This is a genomic window from Microcoleus sp. D3_18_C4, from assembly GCF_036702355.1.
Classification (GTDB): domain Bacteria; phylum Cyanobacteriota; class Cyanobacteriia; order Cyanobacteriales; family Microcoleaceae; genus Microcoleus.
The window spans coordinates 1-20,370 of record NZ_JAUBTF010000040.1; the positions used below are offsets into that span (position 1 = coordinate 1).

The following is a 20,370-nucleotide window of genomic DNA, read 5'->3' on the forward strand; positions in this document are numbered from 1 at the left end:
TGGTTAATATTAAGCACTTTAAAAACTGGTTTACAAGCTGCTGCTACTGTACTTCATAAACCTGGAATCCCCTGTATATCTCTCTGCCACTTATGTTATACCAATAATGAAATGCTGTGTAACTATTGGATGGCCTAACTAAATTAGCTGATGGGTTTGAATTTTCTAACTAGCAACCTCATAGATACTCCAACTCTATAGAACCCATTTGACATCTTAGAGAGAGGCTGCAAGCCTCTTCTACTTTTGCCGAATTTTGGGTAACTTAATAATGAAGAGGATCGAGTTTAAATTATGTGACTAGGTTGAAGCGAATTAAATAAATTAAAGCATCGCTTTACTTTGAAATAAGCAAACTTTTTCTAACCAAAAAATTGCCGTCGAATGTGATTGGCAGTCCTTCTCCATCTAAAATCCGTCGTAAATTACGTTGACTTTCGCAGTCACCGACTCGTTGAATCTAGCGTTGATATTTATACCATTTTTTTAAAGATGTGATAGACTTTTGTAAAAAGGAAAGGAGAGAATTACAATGTCTGGTCGTCCGCATATAAAGATTACCGAATCAGTAGAAGATTTACGAGAAATCCTCAAAAATCAAAAAAGAATCCTAGCTTATAACAAAGTTCAAATGCTTTACTTATTTCAGTCAAAACAAGTAGAAACTGTGCGCGAAATATCGGCAGTTTTAGGTAAAAGTGAGGCAACAATTCATCGTTGGCTTTCTCAATATAAAGAGGGCGGTCTGGAAAATTTGTTAAAAAATCGGCAGGTTTTTGGTCGCCCAAAAAAGTTCTCCGTTGAAATAGCAGCGACCTTGCAACAAGAGTTGAGAGATCCCGAAGGATTTAAGAGTTATAAAGAAGTTCATCTTTGGCTCTGGTTGATTAAAGGAATAGCCAGTAGTTACTCGGCTGTATATTCTTTAGTAAGAGGGGAATTAAAAAGTAAATTAAAAATTCCAAGACCTCGCAGTATTTCTCAGAAATCTACGGCAATTAATGAATTTAAAAATAACTTGCATCAACAGATAAAAGCTTTACTAGAGAAAGCTTTACCTCAAGTAAACAAATATAAAAACGTCACTTATTGGTGAGCGTGATGAAACGCGGATAGGGCTGCATACAATTCGTCGGCGCAAGCTGACGCTTTCAGGCGTAAAGCCCATCGGGAAGCATCAATGGAAATTTGAGTGTTTTTGGCTGTATGGGGCAGTATCTATCCCTACTGGAAAAAGTTTTTTTTGGGAGTTTTCCCATTTAGACAAAGTTTGTTTTGGAGCATATTTACAACTTTTGTCAATACAATATCCTGAGCAATTACACATCATTCAAGTTGATAACGCACCAGCTCATAAGTTGGACTCATCTGAATTACCAGACAATGTTATTTTACTATTTCAGCCTCCGGCTTGTCCCGAAGTAAATCCGACAGAAAGAGTGTGGGAATATCTGAAAGATTTTTTAGCGAAAGTCGGTGTTTAGTAATCTTGACGAACTCCGCATAAAAGTCCAGGAAATTTTGGCATCTTTCACCGATCGTGTCATTGGTTTTCTTACCGGATGGTCGTGGATTTTACATTCTTTATCTCTATCACGTCTTTAAAAAAATGGTATGAGTTCGGGCGCTCGATACGTCGCCCTAGTAGTTTTTGGATTAGATTATATGGTCAATGTTGGGTGGTTGAAATAGAATTCTGTCAAGATATTATTAGTGAATTAATGAGAATTAGGCGTAATAAACTACCATTTTTTCAGAGGGGTATGAGAGCTATGTTCTTGATTTTATCAATGTTTTGACGGGGTTGTCACCCCAGGGTAAACGCATCTTGTCAATAAGAAGGGATTTTAGCACAACAATAACTCTGCTTTATTGTTGTTTATTGAGAACTTTTTTTCCACCTGTAGCGATTTTGTTTCTACTCAAACGCTATATATGGGAATTTAGAAATTAGATGCGTTTACCCTGGTTGTCACCCGTCAGGTGAGTAACCTTACAAATCTGCGATTAGCCTTGCTTTCCGAAGAAAGAATTGGAGTACAGTCTCTTCTCTGGAAATAATATCGACTCTACCCTCCATCCCCAATTGGATGGAACACTGTTTTTTTCCCTGATGTAAAGCAAGGCTTTCTGGCTTAATTGTTACCTCATAGAAGGAACCTCCTGCAACCACTTTCTGCGGAGTAGCTGTTGTAGAGGTAAGCGCATCAGTACTATTCTTTTGAGGGGAAAACGTATCTGGGGAAATCGCTTTGACCTTACCTTTAAGAGTACCGTAATCTGGATAAGGACAGGCAGAAACTCGCAAAAGTACGTTTTGTCCGACTTTCAACTTGCTTTTATTCTCAGATGCCACCGCTGCTTTGATTACCAATGGGGCATCACTAGGGACAATTTGGGCCATTTCCTCTCCAGGGCGCACAGTTTGACCGGAGTTTCGCAGGTTTAGCTTAGAGATGATACCGTCTGCTGTGGCAGTAATGGCAGTCTGGCTGAGGTCGATTTCCACTTGTTTGAGTTCCCGGGTATCGCGCTTAACTGTTTGCTCAATTCCAATCCGTTGCTGGATGAGAGCTTTGCGTTCTTTGTCTAATGTAGCGACGGCGGCAACACCCGCAGCTTTTTCTTGTCCAATGCGCTCAGAAGCGATCGCAACTTCTGCATTACTCGGATTGAGCGCAGCCATTGCGCCTCGCCGTCTAGCAAAAGCTCCCACGACAGCTTGTTGCAACCGTTCAATTGTTTCTTTTTGTCCCTCAATTACCGCTTTTTGCGCCTCAACCGCTGACGATTGCTGGTCAGCAGCTAGTTGTGCTTCCTCCAATTGATTTTTAGAAAGCGCTCCTTCTTTGGCCACACTCTGATATCGGTTGTGCTTTGACCTAGCTGCCCCCAAGGCAGCTTGAGTCGCGCTTAAGTTAGCTTGTGCTGACTTTAACTCCGCAAAACCTTTTTGTAATTCCTCCTGGGCGATGCGGACGTTCGCCTCGGCTTCTTGGGCTTCAGTAACAGTAGTAATTTGTTTGTCTTGATAGTCCCGGCTGCGGTGCGAGAGTTCAGCTTTAGCAGCAGCAACAACGCGGGTGATGCGGTCAGTTTCGGCTATAATCTGCAGATTGAGGGCACTAATCTGGGCATTGATTTGAACGAGTTGTAACTGGGTCTGCTGGATGTTGCTTTGCAGTTGGCTTTTTTTCGTTTGAAGGCGAGAGTCGTCGATAGTAGCAATCACATCTCCTTTTTTGACAACTTGATTCTCTTTGACGGAGACACGCATAACTGGACCTTCCGTGGCAGCCTGAACGAGCCGCAATTCGCCAGCAGGACGGATGTTTGCCTCGGCTTTGACGGTGACCTTATATTTGGTCACAGAGGTGAGGGCGATCGCTATTCCTACAAAAGCAAGCATAACCACTCCGCCAACGGTAGTCCAACGACCAAGCGGCGGGAGAAAATCGCTGTCTTGAATTGGGGGCAGATAATCTGAGTTGGAGTTGTTAAGCATGATGGTTGTAATTGCTGATTGCGGGGACTCTGCCGTTGGAGTGAGAGCCAGAGGATTTCACCACCAAACCATTCGTTGCTGGGGCAATATCGTCTAAAAAGTCTAAGTGTTCGCCAGGAAGATGACGCAGCTCCTCTGGAGTGCCTTGGATTTTCAAGCGCCCTTCCTCCAGCAGTACAATCCAATCCGCTCGCCCGATGACTTTAGGGCGGTGGCTAATCATAATTGTGATTTTGCCCTGCCGGTGGTACAGCAGTTTATCTAGCACGGAGGCTTCACTTACGGGGTCGAGAGCGCCAGTAGATTCATCTAAAATCAGTACCGGCGGGTCAGTAACGATGGCTCTGGCTATGGCTAATCTCTGTCGTTGTCCACCAGAGATATTCGCGCCAAATTCTCCTAAAACAGTTTGATATTTATCGGGCAGTTTACTAATAAACTCATCTGCACCCGCAATCTGGCAAGCCTTAACAATTTGTTCAAAACTGATGTGGGGATAGCTGAAGAGGAAGTTGTCAATAATTGAGCGACTCCAGAAGTGAGGTTCTTGCGGGACTAACACTACTTGTTGTCGCAGACACTCCAAAGAAAGGTCTTGCTGGTTGTACAAACCATATCGGATATTACCAGATTGGGAAGAATATAAAGCAGCAATCAGTTTGGCAAGGGTACTTTTGCCACAGCCAGATTTACCAATTAAGGCAGTTACTTGAGCGCCGGGGATGGTGAGGGAGAAATCTTCCAGGATGTCAACTCTACCCGCGTGGTGAAAGTTGAGGTTGGTGCAGATAATATCGGCATCGCCCTTAATTTCTGCTTTTGGCTTTTTAAAGTCATTTTCGTCTTCCGGCGTGGCATCGATGACTTCTGTTAGGCGTTGGATCACAATTTGGGCAGTAATAAACTCATCAATTAACCCGATTACTGAACCCAGGAAGCCGAGAAAGTTGCCACTCAAGCCGCTATATGCCAGCAACTGACCGATGCTTAATGTGCGATTAATCACCAGGTAGCTGCCTAACCAGAGTACGGCAATACTGGTGAAAGTGGAAAGAATACTGGTGATTGTGCTGCTATAAAGCCCCAGTTTCATCGTAGTCCAACCCAGGCTTGCGAGACGACCAAAATTGGTCTGATACTCTTGCCAAGCTTGAGGGGTGGCTTGGGTGGTTTTTAGCACCTGGACACCGCGAAAGGTTTCGACGAGAAAGCCTTGGTTTTCTGTACCCAAGACAATCATGTTGCGGGTTTTCTGGCGCAAGGCTGGCAGAAAAAACAGGTTGACGACTGTAACAATGACAAAGGCGGCTAAGGAAGCTAGAGTCAGTTCCCAACTGTAGAACAGCATCAAGCCTAAGGAAACCAATGCTATAAAAAATTGGCTGGGTAAACCCAGGACAATTTGGGAAACTAGCTGATTGATGGCGTTAACATCAGCAATGCGGCTGACGACTTCCCCACTTCGACGCCCTTCAAAGTAAGATAAGGGCAAGTGCAGGAGTTTTCGCCCGTATTCTAGAATCAGCCCTAATTGCAGACGCTGACCGAAGTGACCGATGAGGTGAGATTGTACCAAACCGATCGCACTACTAAATAGATTCATGGCGATGACGCCAATTGCTACGGTGGTTAACAGTTGGGTATCTCCCCGCACCAACACGTCATCGGTGAGGAGTTGCATCATCAAAGGGGAAGCGAGGGAAAGCAGTCCGATGGCAATGTTGATTGCAATCGCTTGGACGAGAATGGCGCGATAGGGCCAAACGCGCACCAAATAACGCCCAAATCCGCCTATCTTATCCTCCGGTTGTTGATAAAAACGGCTGTCGTCTGCCTCCAGCAGCAGCATCACGCCATTGTCCCAACCCTTGACTAACTCCTCGCGGGTGAGGTAGCGGATGCCGACGCCAGGGTCAGCAATTACATATTTTTTCCCCTTTTGCCCGTACAAAACGACCCAGTGGTAGCCCTTCCAGTGAATGATGGCTGGTAGAGGAGCTTTATGCAATTGGTCAAGCAGTTGTGGGGAGGCTTTGACGTGGCGGGCATTGAATCCTAGGGCTTCTGAACCCCGACTCAAACCCAGAAGGGAGGTTCCCCGCGACCCAGTGCCGACTGCTTCCCGAACCCTACTGATGGCAAAGGTGCGTCCGTAGTGTTTGGCAACAGTAGCAAGGCAGGCAGCGCCGCAGTCTTCTTCACTGTGTTGCAGAACAATCTGGTATCTCATCTTTAGGAGGAATGACTGGTAAGAAAAGACAGTCGGGCAAAAAGCCCGACTTGATCGCGAGTGGAGTCTTTTAACTTAGATGTCTAAGGACCCAGAACCGAATACTGTCTTAAGACATCTAAAAGTTGCTTAGTCTGTCTCTTAGCCTTACTTTAGGTGGCATAGCCACGGTAGTATACGTCGTAGCTAGACCCACCTCCACTCACTGGTGCTCGCCTTAGCGCACCGCTGGTGTTGACTGCGGTAAACTGTCCCATTGAGTCATCATCATTTGGCCAGGGGTCAGCGTCGAAAAGTCGAACCTGTGCCGAAGAACCTGAAGCCGTGTAGCTTCGGTTAACGAAGCGAGTTTGCCCTGTCGTCATGCTGTAGTCTCCCCATATCTTTATGCCATTGACTGTGATATAGGTATCATCAGCGCCGATAAGGTCTGCACCAGCCCTGACGGCTTGAATGCGATCTATTACTACGCGAACTCCACCTTCTACGACAGCCGCTTCTGCGGGAGTTAATTCGCTAAACAGTTGTTCATTTTGATTGTCTTTCATCTTCCCTCTCCTTATGGAGTGTGAATGGAATTAGTTGTAGGTTGTCTAATGCCACTTCAATATTGTGAGATAGAATCTAATAATTCAAGGGGTTGAAGCTTATTTTTTATACATAACTAAAGGAGTTATGTTCTCATTATTCAAATCTTCCATTTCCAACAATAAAGGGACTTGGGTCTTCCAAATTAAAGTCCAGTGAGGCGCTGAGCTACTCCGACTCATGCAATCTGACATTTACGGTATGTCTCTAGGTTTATGGTCGTAGATGGTGCTGCTTCTGCCCTGTCATAGCACCAACGCCTGAAAAGCAACACTTCTGACCGTTCGCTTCACTATTGTTAACTCTTGTATCTTCTTGCACAATTCCTGGACTTTTGCGTCAGACTCTGGAGGAATAAGAGAACTAATTCCACACATCTACTGAACTTTTACAAGGAGGAATAGTTGTGGAAAAGCAGGGTCAGTACTTAACTCCTTTTCAGGAAAAGCTTCTGCTAAAGAGCCTAGAAGCTGATTTACGTCCAGAGTACCGTCGTCGCATTGAAATCATGCTGCTGGCAGATAATGGTCACTCTCAAGCCCAAATCTGTAGAGCCTTGGGGTGTTCTCCGGAGATGGCGCGGTACTGGATACTCATAGTACAGACAGGTCAGGCTCACCACTGGAACGACCACTCGATGGGGCGCCCCAAGACAGTTAACGAGCAATATCTCGCTTACTTGAAAGAACTCGTGACCCATAGTCCTCGTGAGTATGGCTATTCATTTCAACGCTGGACAGCGCAATGGCTAGGAAAGCATCTGGCAAAAGAACTGGGTATTAAAGTTAGCGATTGTCACATCAACCGCCTGCTTAAGGAGATGGGGCTTTCCACTCGACAAAGAGGTGAGAGTACAAAATTAGCTACTAATGGCTAGCCCTGTCAAGGTGGCTGTTGAGCCTGGTCGAAAAGTCTGGTAGTTGCCACATGCCGATGCCGCGCATCGCTTCCCAGGTGGCTCTTTCTTTGTTTTGACGCGTGAGGTTGTTCAAGGAATCTTTTTAAATTTACCCGAGCAGCAAAGCTAATAAAACCTCTGCAAGCGGTTGGCAAACGCAATGAGTAAAGAAACCAGAGTAAGCTCATCTAATTTGGTATAAATTGTACTTGACAAAAAGCCGCCAATAGCAGGGTAAGAGCATCTCAATCAGTCTTGACAAAAGGATTTGAGAAGAAGCATCATGTATTCATCATTTATTGCAGCCCGTTTCCTTTTCTGTCGCAAGCTAAGCTTGAGAGTGGTTTCTTGATTGACAGCATTCAGGGACATCCGTCTGATCACAGCCAAGTTCCGAGGGCTATTCAACGACCGAATGCGACATCGATCTTCATTGAAAGTGACATCTAAAACCCAGTGTTCTTGATTTTCAATACTCCAATGTTGGCGAATAGCGCGACCATTCCGCTTTAGCATCTACGGGTAAAGAACTTAGGTAAAACTGGAGTTCATGAGTAGCCTTGTTCCACAGATAACGGCAACATTCTACTATAGCAACCCTAAATGATTTTCTATATCTAGAGCAATCCTAAATGATTTTCTCTGTGTAAGTATATTGACGTATTTTGGGGAAATCAAATTTATGTTCCTTAGTAAAAAACTCTCTCCAAAAAAGTGACAATCTTAAAAGACCTACATAAATACCAATACTTTCTTAAAAAGTTTTTAGCTTGGAACCAAGTATCTTCAACTGGATTCTGTTGGGGAGCATTGGGAGCAAATAAAATACAAGTAATTGACCAATTATCAGGTTCTTTGTCACCATTTAGTTCTAATAAAAAGTCTCTAAATTCTCCATATTTATGATAACTAGCTCCATCCCAAATCAAGATAATCTTGCGATTTTTATATTTATTTTGTAAGTACTTTATGAGTTTAACTGTTGATTTTCCATCACCAGATGGATGGCTCTGAATATGGAATTCTTTGCTTTGATAATTGAGTGCACCCAAATAAGTTTGTCTATCTTTTTCATTGGTAATTGGGACTTCAATTCTAATTTTGGATTGACCCCAAACATAACCAGTTAGATCACCATGAAGTAGATGACATTCATCTAAAAACAATACTATTATTTCCCCAGACTCTATACCAGCGTTGTTTTTAAATAAAATATCGTTAATTTCTTCCGTCTTTTTTTTTACCAGTTCTTTATCAAATTTAGGATTGGTTTTTTGAGTTTTTTTTCAACTAATTTTCGCCCGATCGAAAAGTTCAGAGTAACTCTGTTTTGATTTATATATCACACCAAATTCTCGTTCTAAATAAGTAACCAGTTCATCTAAATTCCAATATTCTTTATTCTTTAACCACTCGATTACTTCAGTATTTTGTAGAGACGTTAAATACCCTTTTGACCCTTTATGTCCTAGTTTGAGTCCGGCGATGCCTTTAGTTTTAAATTGCTTTTTCCAATAACCAATAAAAAACTTACTTACACCCAAAATTTTGCTAATTTTATGGTAGATATTACCTGAAATTGCCATCCTTACAGCTATTGCTCGTTTTAGTTCTCTGGCATCGATATCACTTTTAATGAAAGATTCTAAACAATCTATTTCTTTTTCCCTATCTTTTTGTGGCAGTTGTAAGTTATTCATGGTTTTATTGTCACAATCAAGTATTGCATATAATTGTATCATAGTCTTGATAATGATTTAGGATTGCTATAGAGCGATCGCGTTTGCTGAAGCGCTTCCTCTCTGGGTCAGCTCAAAATGTGGACTGTGGATTCATTATTTTATACCTTATTTTTATTCTTAGTCTTAATGTCCCGAACTAAAGAATAACTTTAGGTAAGTTGATAATAAAGCTTGTCCCCTTGCCCTCTGCACTTTCAACCGCAAGTGTCCCTTGATGCGCCTCAGTAATATTTTTTGCTAAAAATAATCCTAATCCCCAGCCGGTTTGCTCCTCGGCAGAAATGGTTCGACGAAATTGTTGAAATAGGATGGATTGAGCGTCTAGGGCGATCGGATTGCCTTCATTATGAATAGTAAGGCTGATCTGCGTTTCAGTTTGCTGGATCGTGAGTGTAATCGGCGTACTAGGCGCACCATATTTCACAGCGTTAATTGCTAAATTTTCAATCACCCGCCGTATTTCTTTACGGCTGCAATAAGCCCTGATCTCAGACTCAGAGACTATAACAAACCGCTCTCCATACGCAAAGCTCAAATCTTCTACCACCTCTTGGACGAGCCTCTCAAAATTGCATTCTTCAAGTTCCATCTTTAAGCTCTGCCCTGCCCGCAGCCGACTCGCATCAAGCAGATTTTGAATCATCGAATCCAGCCGATTGATCGCATTGAGCATCCTTGCGGCCACATCCGTGTGGGTATCTCCTCGTTCCAGCCGCCGCAGAGTTAGTTGAGTTCCCATTTTTACGACATTGATGGGATTTCTGAGGTCGTGAGTTAACGTCACCATAAATAGTTCTTGAATATCTCGCAGCGTTTCGGAGAATTGAGTAGCCGCGTCATTAACGGCTTGCTCAATGGAGCCGATAATAATGTCTCTATCCTGCACTCCTAAAGGTGCTTCTTCTTCTAAAACTTGAAATATTACTTGACGGAGGAGGTGATACTCGAAAATTACGTGAGTCATCGAGTAGTCAGCATACCCCGCCCGTTCATGCCCATGCAGCTTGCCAATCCGCGTACTTTCTACCTCGTCGGCTGTGATTCGGGCAGATGTCCTGACAATTCTGTTTGAGAGTTCATCCACGAGTTGGTTTAAGTACAGAGGTAGGGAATCTTGCAAGACAAGAGAAGTTTGATGCGTTGATGCACCGACTTCATCACGCGCCCGCTTCTCCCACACCCGCATAATTTTTTCAGAATTTTGTTTAAGACGGTCAGACGCTTGGTTGGACATCGTTTCTGATTTTCGGGATGAGTCGCTGTTGGGAGAACATTTTCTCCCTTATTTATAATGCCCCGCGAGCAATTTTGCAAGTATATAGGCAGCATCAGCCTTTAGGATGTTACCAAGTAACAGGTCTAAATCTCCTCGTGAAACAGGCTTGAATATGAGTTCCCATTGCGGTAATTTCTACCGACAGGCAAATGCCAATTCCACAAAACAATCAAAATCATCCAATTATGTAAGGGCTTAGAATTCCACATCTTCTCGCTCATTTTCCTCTGTTCTGGGAGTATCCAAACCAGTCGCGGCCCAGCGCATTGTTTCAATGTATTTTGCCAGACTCGCCACAGTCGGAGCCTCAAACAAATTGCTGACAGATAACTCGACTTGCAAAGCGTCTCGAATGCGAGAAATTAACTGAGTTGCTAGCAGGGAATGCCCGCCTAGTTCAAAGAAATTATCGTATATACTAACCTGCTGTTTTCCCAAAACCTTAGCCCAAATTTTCCCCAGCATTTCTTCGATATCAGTCCGAGGCGCTACATAATTTTCTGTTATATCCTCGCTGTCTGTATCTATATCAGGCAAGGCGCGGCGGTCTACTTTGCCATTAGGCGTCAGCGGCATATTCTCCAACACTGCATAACTTGCAGGAACCATATATCCTGGTAACTTTTCTTTCAAAAATTGGCGCAAGTCACTTGACTTTAGATTTTGAGTTTCGGATTTTTCATTAATGCCGTCAGGAATAACATAAGCTACCAAATGTTTATCGTCGGGGATGTCTTCTCTCACAATTACTACTGCTTCACCCACTTGTGGATGCTGGCACAAAGCCGCTTCAATTTCTCCCAACTCGATGCGGTAGCCGCGAATTTTTACTTGGTCGTCAACGCGGCCTAAAAACTCGATGTTGCCGTCAACCCGATAGCGACCTAAATCACCTGTTTTATAAAGGCTAGAACCAGATTTATTGCTAAAAGGATTGGGAATGAATGCAGCAGCAGTTAAATCAGGCTGGTTAAGGTAGCCTTTCGCCAATCCGTCACCGCCGACGTACAATTGACCCATAACACCGATCGCCACCGGCTGCAAATCCGCATCGAGGAGATAAATTTGCGTGTTGGCGATCGGGCGGCCGATGGGGATAGAGGTTGCGGTTTCGGTTACGTCTTGCACGCAATAATAAGCCGAAAATGTGGTATTTTCTGTAGGCCCGTAAACGTGAATTAATTTAGTGGTTGAATTTTGTTGGAGAACTTTTTTAACCCATCTGATATCGACGGCTTCTCCGCCAAACAGCAAGCAGCGCAGCGAATTAAAAGCTTGCGGTAAAACTCTAGCAATTTGTTGAAATAAGGCAGTTGTTAAAAACAAAACTGTGATTCCTTGTTGGCGCAGTTCTAAGGCTAAATCGTGAGGCGAAAGGGTAATATTTGTGCTAATTCCCACGAGTTGAGCGCCGTTAAGCAAGGCTCCCCAAATCTCGAATGTGGCTGCATCGAATGAAGCGTTTGATGCTTGGGCAATTTTATCGGTAGGTTCTATTTTTATGTAGTTGGTGTCGAGTACCAGCCGATTTACTGCTTTGTGGGTGACAGCAACTCCCTTGGGTTTTCCGGTTGAGCCAGATGTGTAAATAACGTAAGCTAGGTTGTCTGCTGTTACGGTGTTGGCGGGATTTTCGGCGCTTTCTTTGGCTATGTGTTCCCAATCGCGATCGAAGTAAATCACCGAGTTTGAGAAGTCTCGGAAATTCTCAATCAATTTATCCTGAATTAGCAAGACTTTAACTTGAGCATCTTCCAGCATCAAGTTTAGCCGATCGCGCGGATAGCTCGGATCTAACGGTAGATAGACTCCTCCCGCTTTCAGTATAGCCAACATCCCGACAATTAGGTCGATCGATCGCTCTGCACAAAGCCCCACTAAAACCTCCGCCCCCACGCCCAGTTTTTGTAGGTAGCGCGCCAGTTGGTTGCTCCGACTGTTGAGTTGTCTGTAAGTGAGGTGCTGGCTGTCGAAAGTTAGGGCGACATCCTCCAGATGCTGCAGGGCTCGCTCCTCAAATAACTGATGAATGCACTTATTTTGAGGATAATCTGTCCGAGTATCGTTCCATTCTCTGAATAATTGATTCACTTCATCCTCGCTCAATAAAGGTAAGTTAGCGATTCTTTGTTGTGGATTAGCCACAATGCTTTCCAGCAGCGTTTTAAAATGCCTCAGCATTCGGGCGATCGTAACTTCATCAAATAAATCTGTATTGTACACAGCTAAGCCTCGGAGGCCTTCCGAATCTTTCCACAGTTCGCCGTATCTGCTCCTAAAATTATCCGAAGCTTCCCACAAATGCAGCTCTAAATCAAAGCGGGTTGTTTGAGTTTCCAAATGAAAAGAACTCAACTTTAATTCTGGCAATTCTAGCTCCTCCACCGGCCCATTTTGCAGACCAAATACCACCTGAAACAGCGGGTGGCGATTCAACGATCGCTCTGGGTGCAATTCCTCGACGAGCTTCTCAAAAGGTACATCTTGGTGAGCATAAGCTCCCAAGGTTACTTCCCGCACCCGACCCAAAAAATCTCGAAATGTCGGGTTTCCCGAGCAGTCTGTTCGCAGCACTAAAGTATTGACAAAAAAACCGATTAATGCTTCAATTTCACTGCGGTTGCGATTGGCGATCGGCGAACCGACAACAATATCTTCTTGTTGCGAGTAGCGGTAAAGCAAAGTTTGAAAGGCTGCGAGGACTGTCATAAATAAAGTCGCTCCTTCTCGCTGCGAGAGCGCTACAAGTGCGTCCTTCAGCTTTTTCGGCAGTTCTAAATATTGAGTTTTTCCCCGATAATTTTGCCTAGCTGGTGCAGGGCGATCTGTGGGCAAATTTAACACAGAAATCCCGTGCAATTGCTGCCGCCAATAAGCTAGCTGATTTTCTAATACTTCACCTTGCAGCCATTCGCGCTGCCACTCGGCAAAGTCGGCATATTGAAGTGATAATTCTGGTAGGGGAGATGGCTGTTGATTTATCAAAGCTGTATAGATAGCTTCTATTTCTCGAATTAGCACCCCGATCGACCAATCATCGGAGGCGATGTGGTGCATATTTACCAATAGAATATGCTCGGTTTCTGTCAGCCGCAGGATGGTGATTCGCATCAGCGGCCCGGTGGATAAATTGAAAGGGCGAAGAGATTCTGCTGCGGAGAGTTTCTTTGCTTCTGTTTGCCGTTGTTCTGGGGGCAAATCTTGCAAGTCTAATACTTTTAAATTAGTCTTGAAAGCGGGAGAGATTATCTGCACGGGTTGGCCTGATACCGCGGCAAAAGTGGTTCGCAAAGTTTCGTGTCGCTGCACTATTTCGTTGAAGGTTTGCTCTAATGCTGTTAAGTTGAGAGAACCAGTTAGGCGCAGTGCGGTTACTACATTATAGAAAGGGTTTTCCGGTGCGAATTGGTCGAGAAACCACAAGCGCTGCTGGGCAAATGAGGCGGGGAAGACAAAGACTTCGGCTTCTGAGGAAATATTCAGTTTTTGTCGATCGCTTGTAAAGGAATTGTCATAAATTTCGGATGCCATATCTGTTGCTCTTGGGGGATGGGATGTGTTAATTTTTTGATGGCGCGGGGTGGCTTTTTCAGGGTGCGATCGCCTCTTAAAACTTTCGCGAGCAAAAGATCGGAACTTTTAAAATCATAAATCTGGGTGCGCGAGTGCGGGAGAGACGCGGGCAAAAGAAAGGGGGTTTCTGCCTGCAGGATCGAGTTATCCGTTGAGGGGCTAGGAGTCTCACCCCCCAATCAAATTTAGTCGCAGAAGGGGTCATTAGGCTGGTGATTCGGGTGCAATCGGGTGAGTTAGATGGGAGAATTACCGGGAGCAATCCGTGGAGAGGTCAAGTGTAGTATGATTTCTAATTGCACAAAGTGTTCTTGGGGCGCTCGCAATTTTCTCACATTTCTAGCTTAGCGACTACTATTGATTAAACAGTGTTCGCAATCTTTTAGAGCCACTCACTAGAAGTTGCGACCTGATTTGTCACAATACTTAAGAACACAGAACGTGCAGTTTAAATTAGAGGTTATAGGCTAATGGCGCAGCGGAACGTATACTCGTCAAAGGGCGAGCCAGAGGATGCACAATCAGCAGAAGAAGTCCTTCACTCAGTAATGCAAGAACTAGACGCTTTGCATGAAAATGTCAAAGGCCAGTTAAATCAAGACATTACTCGGCTGCAAACTGAAAAAAATCACCTGATTGAAGATATTGAAGACCTGCGGGAGCAATATCGCAAATTGCAGTCTCAGCAAATGGAATCTCTGTCTGGGCGATACATTCAGCAGCAGCAATTGTGGCTGAAGCAGTTGGCTCAAGTTTTGGCTCACAATTTGCAGGATTTGTTGGTGCAGCGGTTCAACGAACTCAGTGCTAATTCGGGAAATTCTCTTAGCAGCCCTATTCCCAGCGGCGAGTTCCCGATCCCCCTGCCGCCGAGCAACTACGACGAACGGGCCTCGCAGTTGCTGGCGGCACTGGATGAAAGGATCGATCGCAGTTTCCAGATGCTGGAACAAGATTTAACCAGTTACGAAAGCGAGCTTTCTGTGCGGCTCAACAACATGAAAACCCTGGAACTGCAAGGGGAAGAGCTGTTACAAAATCTCGTAAACCGCATCAGGGAAGAACTCGAAGAAGAAGAAGCATATCTTGAGAATCCTTTCGATGCTCAAGATTCCTATGTCGAGGAATCAACTAATTCTCTTAATTCTGTCCGCCCGCAACTTCTGCAGGCAACACCTGTGGAAACGCCGCGAGAACCCGTGCCACAGCCTTCTTCAGTGCCTGCTGCAACTGTTAAAGCACCTTCTGTACAGACAGGTTTGGTGCTGGCTTTGTCTTCGGCAGTGGTATTGTCGCTATTTAATGTTTGTTTGAGAATTCTGATTAAAGGCAAAAATCCTCGGGTGGTTTTTGGCTTGTTTGAATTTCCGGGGGTGGTGACTCCGGGTTTTGGAAATTCTTTGTTGATTTTGTTGATGCGGCTGATCGTGGTGATGGCTTTGATGCCGATATTGGCGACATTTCTGTATCCTTCTGTATGGAAAGATATTAGGCGGTTGTTCGAGTCTGGCGATCGAGCTTTGTGGAGCAAGGTTTTAGGAAGCGCATTTTTTCTGTTTTTGTCTCAGGTTTTGATTTATTTGGCGATCGGCAATATTCCAGCGGGGATTGCGATTACGATTTTCTTTATTTACCCGATCGTCACCGTACTAGGTTCTTGGATCTTGTTTGGCTCTCGCCCTAGCAAAGTCGGCTTTTTCGCGATCGTCGGGATTACCGCAGGTCTGATTTTAGCTGGGTGGCCGAGTTTTGCAGCCCCAGCTCCGGGCGGCGGCAATGTTGGAGTGGGAGTCGCTGCTGCACTGGGTTCTGGGATTACCTTTGCAGGTTACGTATTGCTGACGCAAATGGCCGCGGGCAAGTTGCACCCAATTCCTTTTAGTTTAGTTAATTTCGCCGCAATTTTTGTATTTTCCTCCCTGAGTTTGTGGGTGCCACTGTCGGAAAATTTTTCTCCTAAAATCGACCAAAATGTTTGGCCTGGTTTGATTGTGGGAGGCGTTGTTCTAGGGGTGCTGACGCTGTTTAGCTATCTTTTGAATAATTTTGCCATCCGGTTCGCGGGGGCAGCCTTAGCGTCAGTAATTGGCACTTTGGGGCCGGCGATGACCGCACTCTTCGGTTTTCTAATTATCAATGAGAAGTTGCAGCCTGTGGCAATTCTAGGCATGGCTGTGGTGACATTGAGCGTGGCTGCTATGAGTGTGGAACGCATAGTCGCTCCTCAAAAGAAAGCTGGTTGAGGTAATATTTTTCTTTAACGGTATAGCCTTTCTCAGGTACATGAGCTGCCAACCCAACCTACAGAAGAAAAACTAATACCAATTTTCTGTGAAGCTGCATAGAATAGATCCTTGACCAGAAAAGATTTCAGGCTTCCCATTCTATGCAGCTTCATACATAATTGGTATTAGTTGATACTGTAGGTTGGGTTTCCTTCCTCAATTCAACACAGGGTGTATCCACGATTTTTCATAGAAACCGGTTTTTTTGCCTTAGTCCTAATCTATTCAGTCTAGCTAAAACCCATGCAAAAATTAACCATAAAATCGACATTTTTACTGTTGTCATTAGTCTTATCTTTAGGACTATCTTTGCCTGCGCGTGCAGATGTGCTGACACCAGGATTTACTAAAGTTTATGCCTGTTTTAAAATTGATAACTTAAATCAATATCCTCAGTATTTATTTATAGCTGTCGTCCGCTCTGTTAACTCGACACTCCCAGGTAGTCATAGAATCCTCAAGCCAAATCTGTGTTTTGGTGACCACGGATATCGGATGTATAGCCAAGTTTACGCCCTGCCAAAATCAGCGGTTAAACCTGGAGAAATTCTCGCCGAACAACTTAAAAAATTTGATGAAAAAGATCGACGTTTAATTCCATCAAAACTACAAATTGAGCACTCGCGATATGTCGCCGCCATCTTCGTTGGGGACATTACTGATGTATTGGAAATTGTTTCTATCAGTAACAACAATCTAGAATTAAGGAAGAAAAGCAGTAATTCTCAAATGTTTATTTTGGGGCTTTTAGTGCTTTCCATCCCCGTCGTAACAGCTATAGTAATTTTTAGATTGCGCAAGCTGCCTAAATAGTTTCGCTCTAATGCTATCCGTTCTTGCTATAGCAATCCTTGCACCTCATGGAGACGATGGAAACCTTACCGCCAAGACATAAGTTGGTGCTAATAGCAGCAATTGTGCTTGTGCTAGCCTGCGCTCTGATATCAGTTGCTTTGCCACTAGCAACTTACACGATCGCCCTGGCAATGTTTGGACTAGCTCACGTCATCACCGAATTGCGCTATGTTGATGGTCGTTTTAATTCTCGCCTGGGAAACAACTTACGTTTGGGGATGATTTGGCTCCTGCTGCTAATTGTTAGCTTCCGCACCTGCTTTATGCTGGGCTTGATTTCTAGCTTGCAGATCGCACCTTTAGAATTAACTTGCGTTGCGTGCCTAGCAGGATTAGTCGTTCCTAAACTCGCCTTGCGTAGTTGGCTGTGGGGTGCTTTTGGCATAGCAGTGGTGGCGGGAGTGACGGCAGGCATTGCGATCGCGCCTGCTATGTTGCTGTTGGTTTTTAGTATCTTGCACAACCTAACACCAGTTGGTTTCATCGCCGAAAGACTACGAGGCGAACGGCGACAGCGCGCTTTATGCTGCTGTTTGCTAGTTTTTGTTACCATACCGCTGCTAATTCTTTCCGGCTTGCCACACGCCGCCTTAGCTCAACTTCATCTGCTATCTCCCTCAGTTTCGCTGCTGAAAGCAGGGTCACTTTCCTCTCACTTGGGCGTATTTGTACCTCCAGAGCTGCACGGGGAAGCTATGGGCGACCGAGCTTTCTCTGCCGCCGTGTTCCTTCAGTGTATGCACTATGCGGTTGTTCTCGGCGTACTGCCTCACTGGGATGATGCTGCGAGTTGGGCAAAAGCTCGTACTTTCTTTCCTTGGCAAAGGGGCTGGCTGTTTCGCGGGACAGTTGCTATCTTGGGAACACTTTTATTTGTGGCTTTTACTCAATCTTTTACAGGTACTCGCAGCGTTTACTCGTTGGTAGCTGCTATTCATGCTTGGTTAGAAATTCCCATTTTGTTGCTGGCTATAGTTTGTCCTGCGGAAACAGGGTTCATCGAAGTTAAAGCAGTTGGTAGATAGCCAAGCCGCCGAAGAAAGAGGTGGCATTAGCAATTGCTGACAGAAAAAGTCCTTGCCGCCAGCCTATTTTACCTACTAGCGCGTAGAAAGCCCCTTCCGCGATCGTCACAATGATTTCGATCGATCCTGCTCGTTCTGGAAATCTCAAATAGGGAATCAGCATTTGGGAGCCGATCCAAGCTAGGGGATGAGTTACAAGAGTAGCAATGCCAGCGCAGATTAGCAGCAAGAGCAGCTTTTTGTCAGGTCTTGGTTCCATAAGCTGTGCTAACAGCAGAACAGTTGGAACTTCAATTGCTAGCGAAATTAATAGTGCTAAATTTTGGGTCATTTCTTCTAGAGTTACAAAGGTGGGCGATTTTTGAACGCGATAAATAATTGCCCTTGGACTCTGATCACTCAAAACAAACAGCTACTCGAAAACCCACAATACTAGCCTTACAATCCGGCTGATATCTGAGGCGACACGCGCTGCGACAATTCGGAGGATGATCGTTCCAAGAACCGCCGCGCAACAACCTCAGCGAAGAGTCCCCGTCAGACTCCCAAACGCTACCATCAACAGGCGCACCGTTATAATTATTGTGCCAAGAATCCGCGCACCATTCCCAAACATTTCCGTGGAAATCGTACAATCCGAAAGCATTAGGTTTAAAACTGCCCACATCTGTCGTTTGAAAGCGATAAACTCCCTTCGGCGCGTCAGCGTAATGAGAATTTCCGTTGTAATTGGCTAAGTCGCTGGTAATCGTTTCCCCAAAGTGAAACGGCCCCGTAGTTTTCCCCCGGCAAGCATATTCCCATTGGGCTTCGCTAGGTAAGCGATAATTCTTACCAGTTTTGCGAGAAAGTCGATCGCAAAACTCCACCGCCTCGTACCAAGATACATTTTCTACAGGTCGATTTGCACCTTTAAAACGGGCCGCATTGGGATTGAGAAATATTTTAATTTCCGGCAGCGCCGCCACTGCTGTCCACTGGGCCTGAGTGACTGGAAATTTGCTAATATAGAAAGAGCCTAAAGTTACTGGGTGCTGCGGTTTTTCGTCGCTGTCACCCCGATCTTTTGGAGAACCCATGAGGAAAGTACCGCCCGGAACAGATACCATTTCCAGCAGTGTACTGCTACCAAGATGTTCTTCAAAAAAACGCGCTTTGCCGCTGTTAACATTAGTTTGCTTCCCGCGCTTGTCTACTGTCACAAACTGAAAGTCAAAAGTGCTTTTGACAGCGACAATTCTCTGCAATGCCTTGTTCGGAGGCGGATTTGTGTTGAATTTTTCCCTGGGAGTGACAGAGATATTGCTATTGATTTGCCCGCTTTGATTGAGCGGGAGATTGATAGCAAGTTGTGCTTCTTTTGTCAGAAAAGAATTTATAGCAAGTTGTCCTCCATTAACACAATGGGGTTGGGGAGGTAAAGAATAGAGATTTAAAGCTTTGATTACTTCATCAGCCGATTGATATCTATTTTTGAGATAATCTTGAATTAATTTATCTAAAATATTTGCCAACTCGCTGCTGATTTTTGTGCCGGGAGGCAACCGTTCTCTCCACATCCAGCCGCCGTTGATCGGGTCATAAAGGTCATCGGCACCGTCAACTTTTGGCAAACATTGAGTTAGCAGTCTCAGGCAAGTTATTCCCAAACTGTACAAATCGCTTCCGGGGAAAACTTGACCGCGCATTTGTTCTACAGGCGAATATCCGGGCGTTCCTACCGTCGTGCCTACTTTGCTCATCAGGGATCCCGTCACTTGTTTGGAAATGCCGAAATCTATCAAAACCAACTCTCCTCGCCCACCCCTTCGGAAAGGTGAATTCCGAAAATTTCCCGCCTTTGGCAGGGAGGAACTAACAGAGGTGCGGCGCCGCATGATATTCTCAAGTTTGATGTCTCGGTGAATGACATGGCGATCGTGCACAAATTTCAAAATCGGCAAAATATCTGCCAGCAACTGCCAAATTTTTTCTTCGCTAAAAACGCCCTGCTGAGTTAATTCTGCTAGTAAAGTTTGCCCCTCAATCAACTCTTGTACTAAATAAAGTCGCTTGTCTTGTTCAAAATAAGCAATTAATCGAGGAATTTGGGGATGTTCACCGAGTTCGTAAAGTCGTTTCGCTTCTTGCTTAAACAATTCGGCGGCTTTTTCAAGTGCTGAGGTTCCTTGAAATTGGGGTACAAACTGCTTGATTACGCAGGGATCGTCCATGCGATCCGTATCTACCGCTTCATAAGTTCTGCCAAATCCCCCTTCGCCCAACAGTCGAATCACGCGGTAGCGGTTTCTGAATAAAGGGTTGAGGCCTTGCGATCCGCAACTTTGACAGAATTTAGAATTGTCGGGATTGAAAGGATTGGAGCAACTTGGATTAGAACAGTAGAACATATC

At 44.7% G+C, this 20,370-nt stretch carries 14 protein-coding genes and 1 pseudogene; 5 read left to right on the forward strand and 10 right to left on the reverse strand.

Annotated elements, in window-relative coordinates; all coding sequences use genetic code 11:
- Positions 1-532 precede the first annotated feature (532 nt).
- Positions 533-1,605: pseudogene (locus QUA90_RS19320) on the forward strand (IS630 family transposase).
- 388 nt (positions 1,606-1,993) lie between these two features.
- Here the strand turns inward: QUA90_RS19320 and QUA90_RS19325 are convergent.
- The 3 genes from QUA90_RS19325 to QUA90_RS19335 form a co-directional block, all read right to left on the reverse strand.
- Positions 1,994-3,505, reverse strand: coding sequence for an HlyD family efflux transporter periplasmic adaptor subunit (locus QUA90_RS19325; protein ID WP_333324213.1), 1,512 nt, complete (start codon positions 3,503-3,505; stop codon positions 1,994-1,996).
- Entirely contained in the window at positions 3,498-5,735 is a 2,238-nt protein-coding gene (locus QUA90_RS19330) for a peptidase domain-containing ABC transporter (RefSeq protein WP_333324215.1), read from the reverse strand. The genes QUA90_RS19325 and QUA90_RS19330 overlap by 8 nt, the downstream gene beginning before the upstream one ends.
- Positions 5,736-5,887: 152 nt before the next feature.
- Positions 5,888-6,283 (reverse strand): hypothetical protein, encoded by a 396-nt coding sequence (locus QUA90_RS19335; RefSeq protein ID WP_333324217.1) that lies wholly within the window; start codon positions 6,281-6,283, stop codon positions 5,888-5,890.
- Positions 6,284-6,729: 446 nt separating this feature from the next.
- Here QUA90_RS19335 and QUA90_RS19340 point away from each other — a divergent pair, with 446 nt between their 5' ends.
- Positions 6,730-7,200 carry a helix-turn-helix domain-containing protein gene (locus QUA90_RS19340; protein WP_333324219.1) on the forward strand — a complete coding sequence of 157 codons (471 nt, stop codon included), beginning with the start codon at positions 6,730-6,732 and terminating at the stop codon, positions 7,198-7,200.
- A 270-nt stretch (positions 7,201-7,470) separates the two neighbouring features.
- On the opposite strand, the gene QUA90_RS19345 is transcribed toward QUA90_RS19340, so the two are convergent.
- The 5 genes from QUA90_RS19345 to QUA90_RS19365 all read right to left on the reverse strand — a co-directional run bounded on the left by QUA90_RS19345 (position 7,471) and on the right by QUA90_RS19365 (position 13,770).
- The gene (locus tag QUA90_RS19345; RefSeq protein ID WP_445242825.1) at positions 7,471-7,737 is read right to left on the reverse strand and encodes an ISAs1 family transposase; all 267 of its coding nucleotides are present in this window, start codon (positions 7,735-7,737) and stop codon (positions 7,471-7,473) included.
- A 173-nt stretch (positions 7,738-7,910) separates the two neighbouring features.
- The gene (locus QUA90_RS19350) at positions 7,911-8,387 is read right to left on the reverse strand and encodes a transposase (RefSeq protein WP_333324221.1); all 477 of its coding nucleotides are present in this window, start codon (positions 8,385-8,387) and stop codon (positions 7,911-7,913) included.
- A gap of 120 nt (positions 8,388-8,507) precedes the next feature.
- On the reverse strand, positions 8,508-8,921 hold the full coding sequence (locus QUA90_RS19355) for a winged helix-turn-helix domain-containing protein (protein WP_333324223.1): 414 nt from the start codon (positions 8,919-8,921) through the stop codon (positions 8,508-8,510).
- Between the two features lie 178 nt (positions 8,922-9,099).
- On the reverse strand, positions 9,100-10,197 hold the full coding sequence (locus QUA90_RS19360) for a HAMP domain-containing sensor histidine kinase (RefSeq protein WP_333447179.1): 1,098 nt from the start codon (positions 10,195-10,197) through the stop codon (positions 9,100-9,102).
- Positions 10,198-10,434: 237 nt separating this feature from the next.
- Positions 10,435-13,770, reverse strand: coding sequence for an amino acid adenylation domain-containing protein (locus QUA90_RS19365; RefSeq protein ID WP_333447181.1), 3,336 nt, complete (start codon positions 13,768-13,770; stop codon positions 10,435-10,437).
- 512 nt (positions 13,771-14,282) lie between these two features.
- On the opposite strand from QUA90_RS19365, the gene QUA90_RS19370 reads away from it, so the two are divergent.
- The 3 genes from QUA90_RS19370 to QUA90_RS19380 all read left to right on the forward strand — a co-directional run bounded on the left by QUA90_RS19370 (position 14,283) and on the right by QUA90_RS19380 (position 17,977).
- Positions 14,283-16,055 carry an EamA family transporter gene (locus tag QUA90_RS19370; protein WP_333447184.1) on the forward strand — a complete coding sequence of 591 codons (1,773 nt, stop codon included), beginning with the start codon at positions 14,283-14,285 and terminating at the stop codon, positions 16,053-16,055.
- Between the two features lie 285 nt (positions 16,056-16,340).
- Positions 16,341-16,910, forward strand: a complete 570-nt coding sequence (locus QUA90_RS19375) for a hypothetical protein (RefSeq protein ID WP_333447186.1) — start codon at positions 16,341-16,343, stop codon at positions 16,908-16,910.
- A gap of 56 nt (positions 16,911-16,966) precedes the next feature.
- The gene (locus QUA90_RS19380; RefSeq protein ID WP_333159006.1) at positions 16,967-17,977 is read left to right on the forward strand and encodes a hypothetical protein; all 1,011 of its coding nucleotides are present in this window, start codon (positions 16,967-16,969) and stop codon (positions 17,975-17,977) included.
- Here QUA90_RS19380 and QUA90_RS19385 read toward each other — a convergent pair.
- Both QUA90_RS19385 and QUA90_RS19390 read right to left on the reverse strand, forming a co-directional pair.
- A complete protein-coding gene (locus QUA90_RS19385; RefSeq protein ID WP_172186522.1) occupies positions 17,958-18,308 on the reverse strand; it encodes a hypothetical protein in 351 nt (116 codons plus the stop codon). The genes QUA90_RS19380 and QUA90_RS19385 overlap by 20 nt on opposite strands.
- A gap of 64 nt (positions 18,309-18,372) precedes the next feature.
- The gene (locus tag QUA90_RS19390; protein ID WP_333447189.1) at positions 18,373-20,367 is read right to left on the reverse strand and encodes a bifunctional serine/threonine-protein kinase/formylglycine-generating enzyme family protein; all 1,995 of its coding nucleotides are present in this window, start codon (positions 20,365-20,367) and stop codon (positions 18,373-18,375) included.
- Between the last annotated feature and the right edge of the window lie 3 nt (positions 20,368-20,370).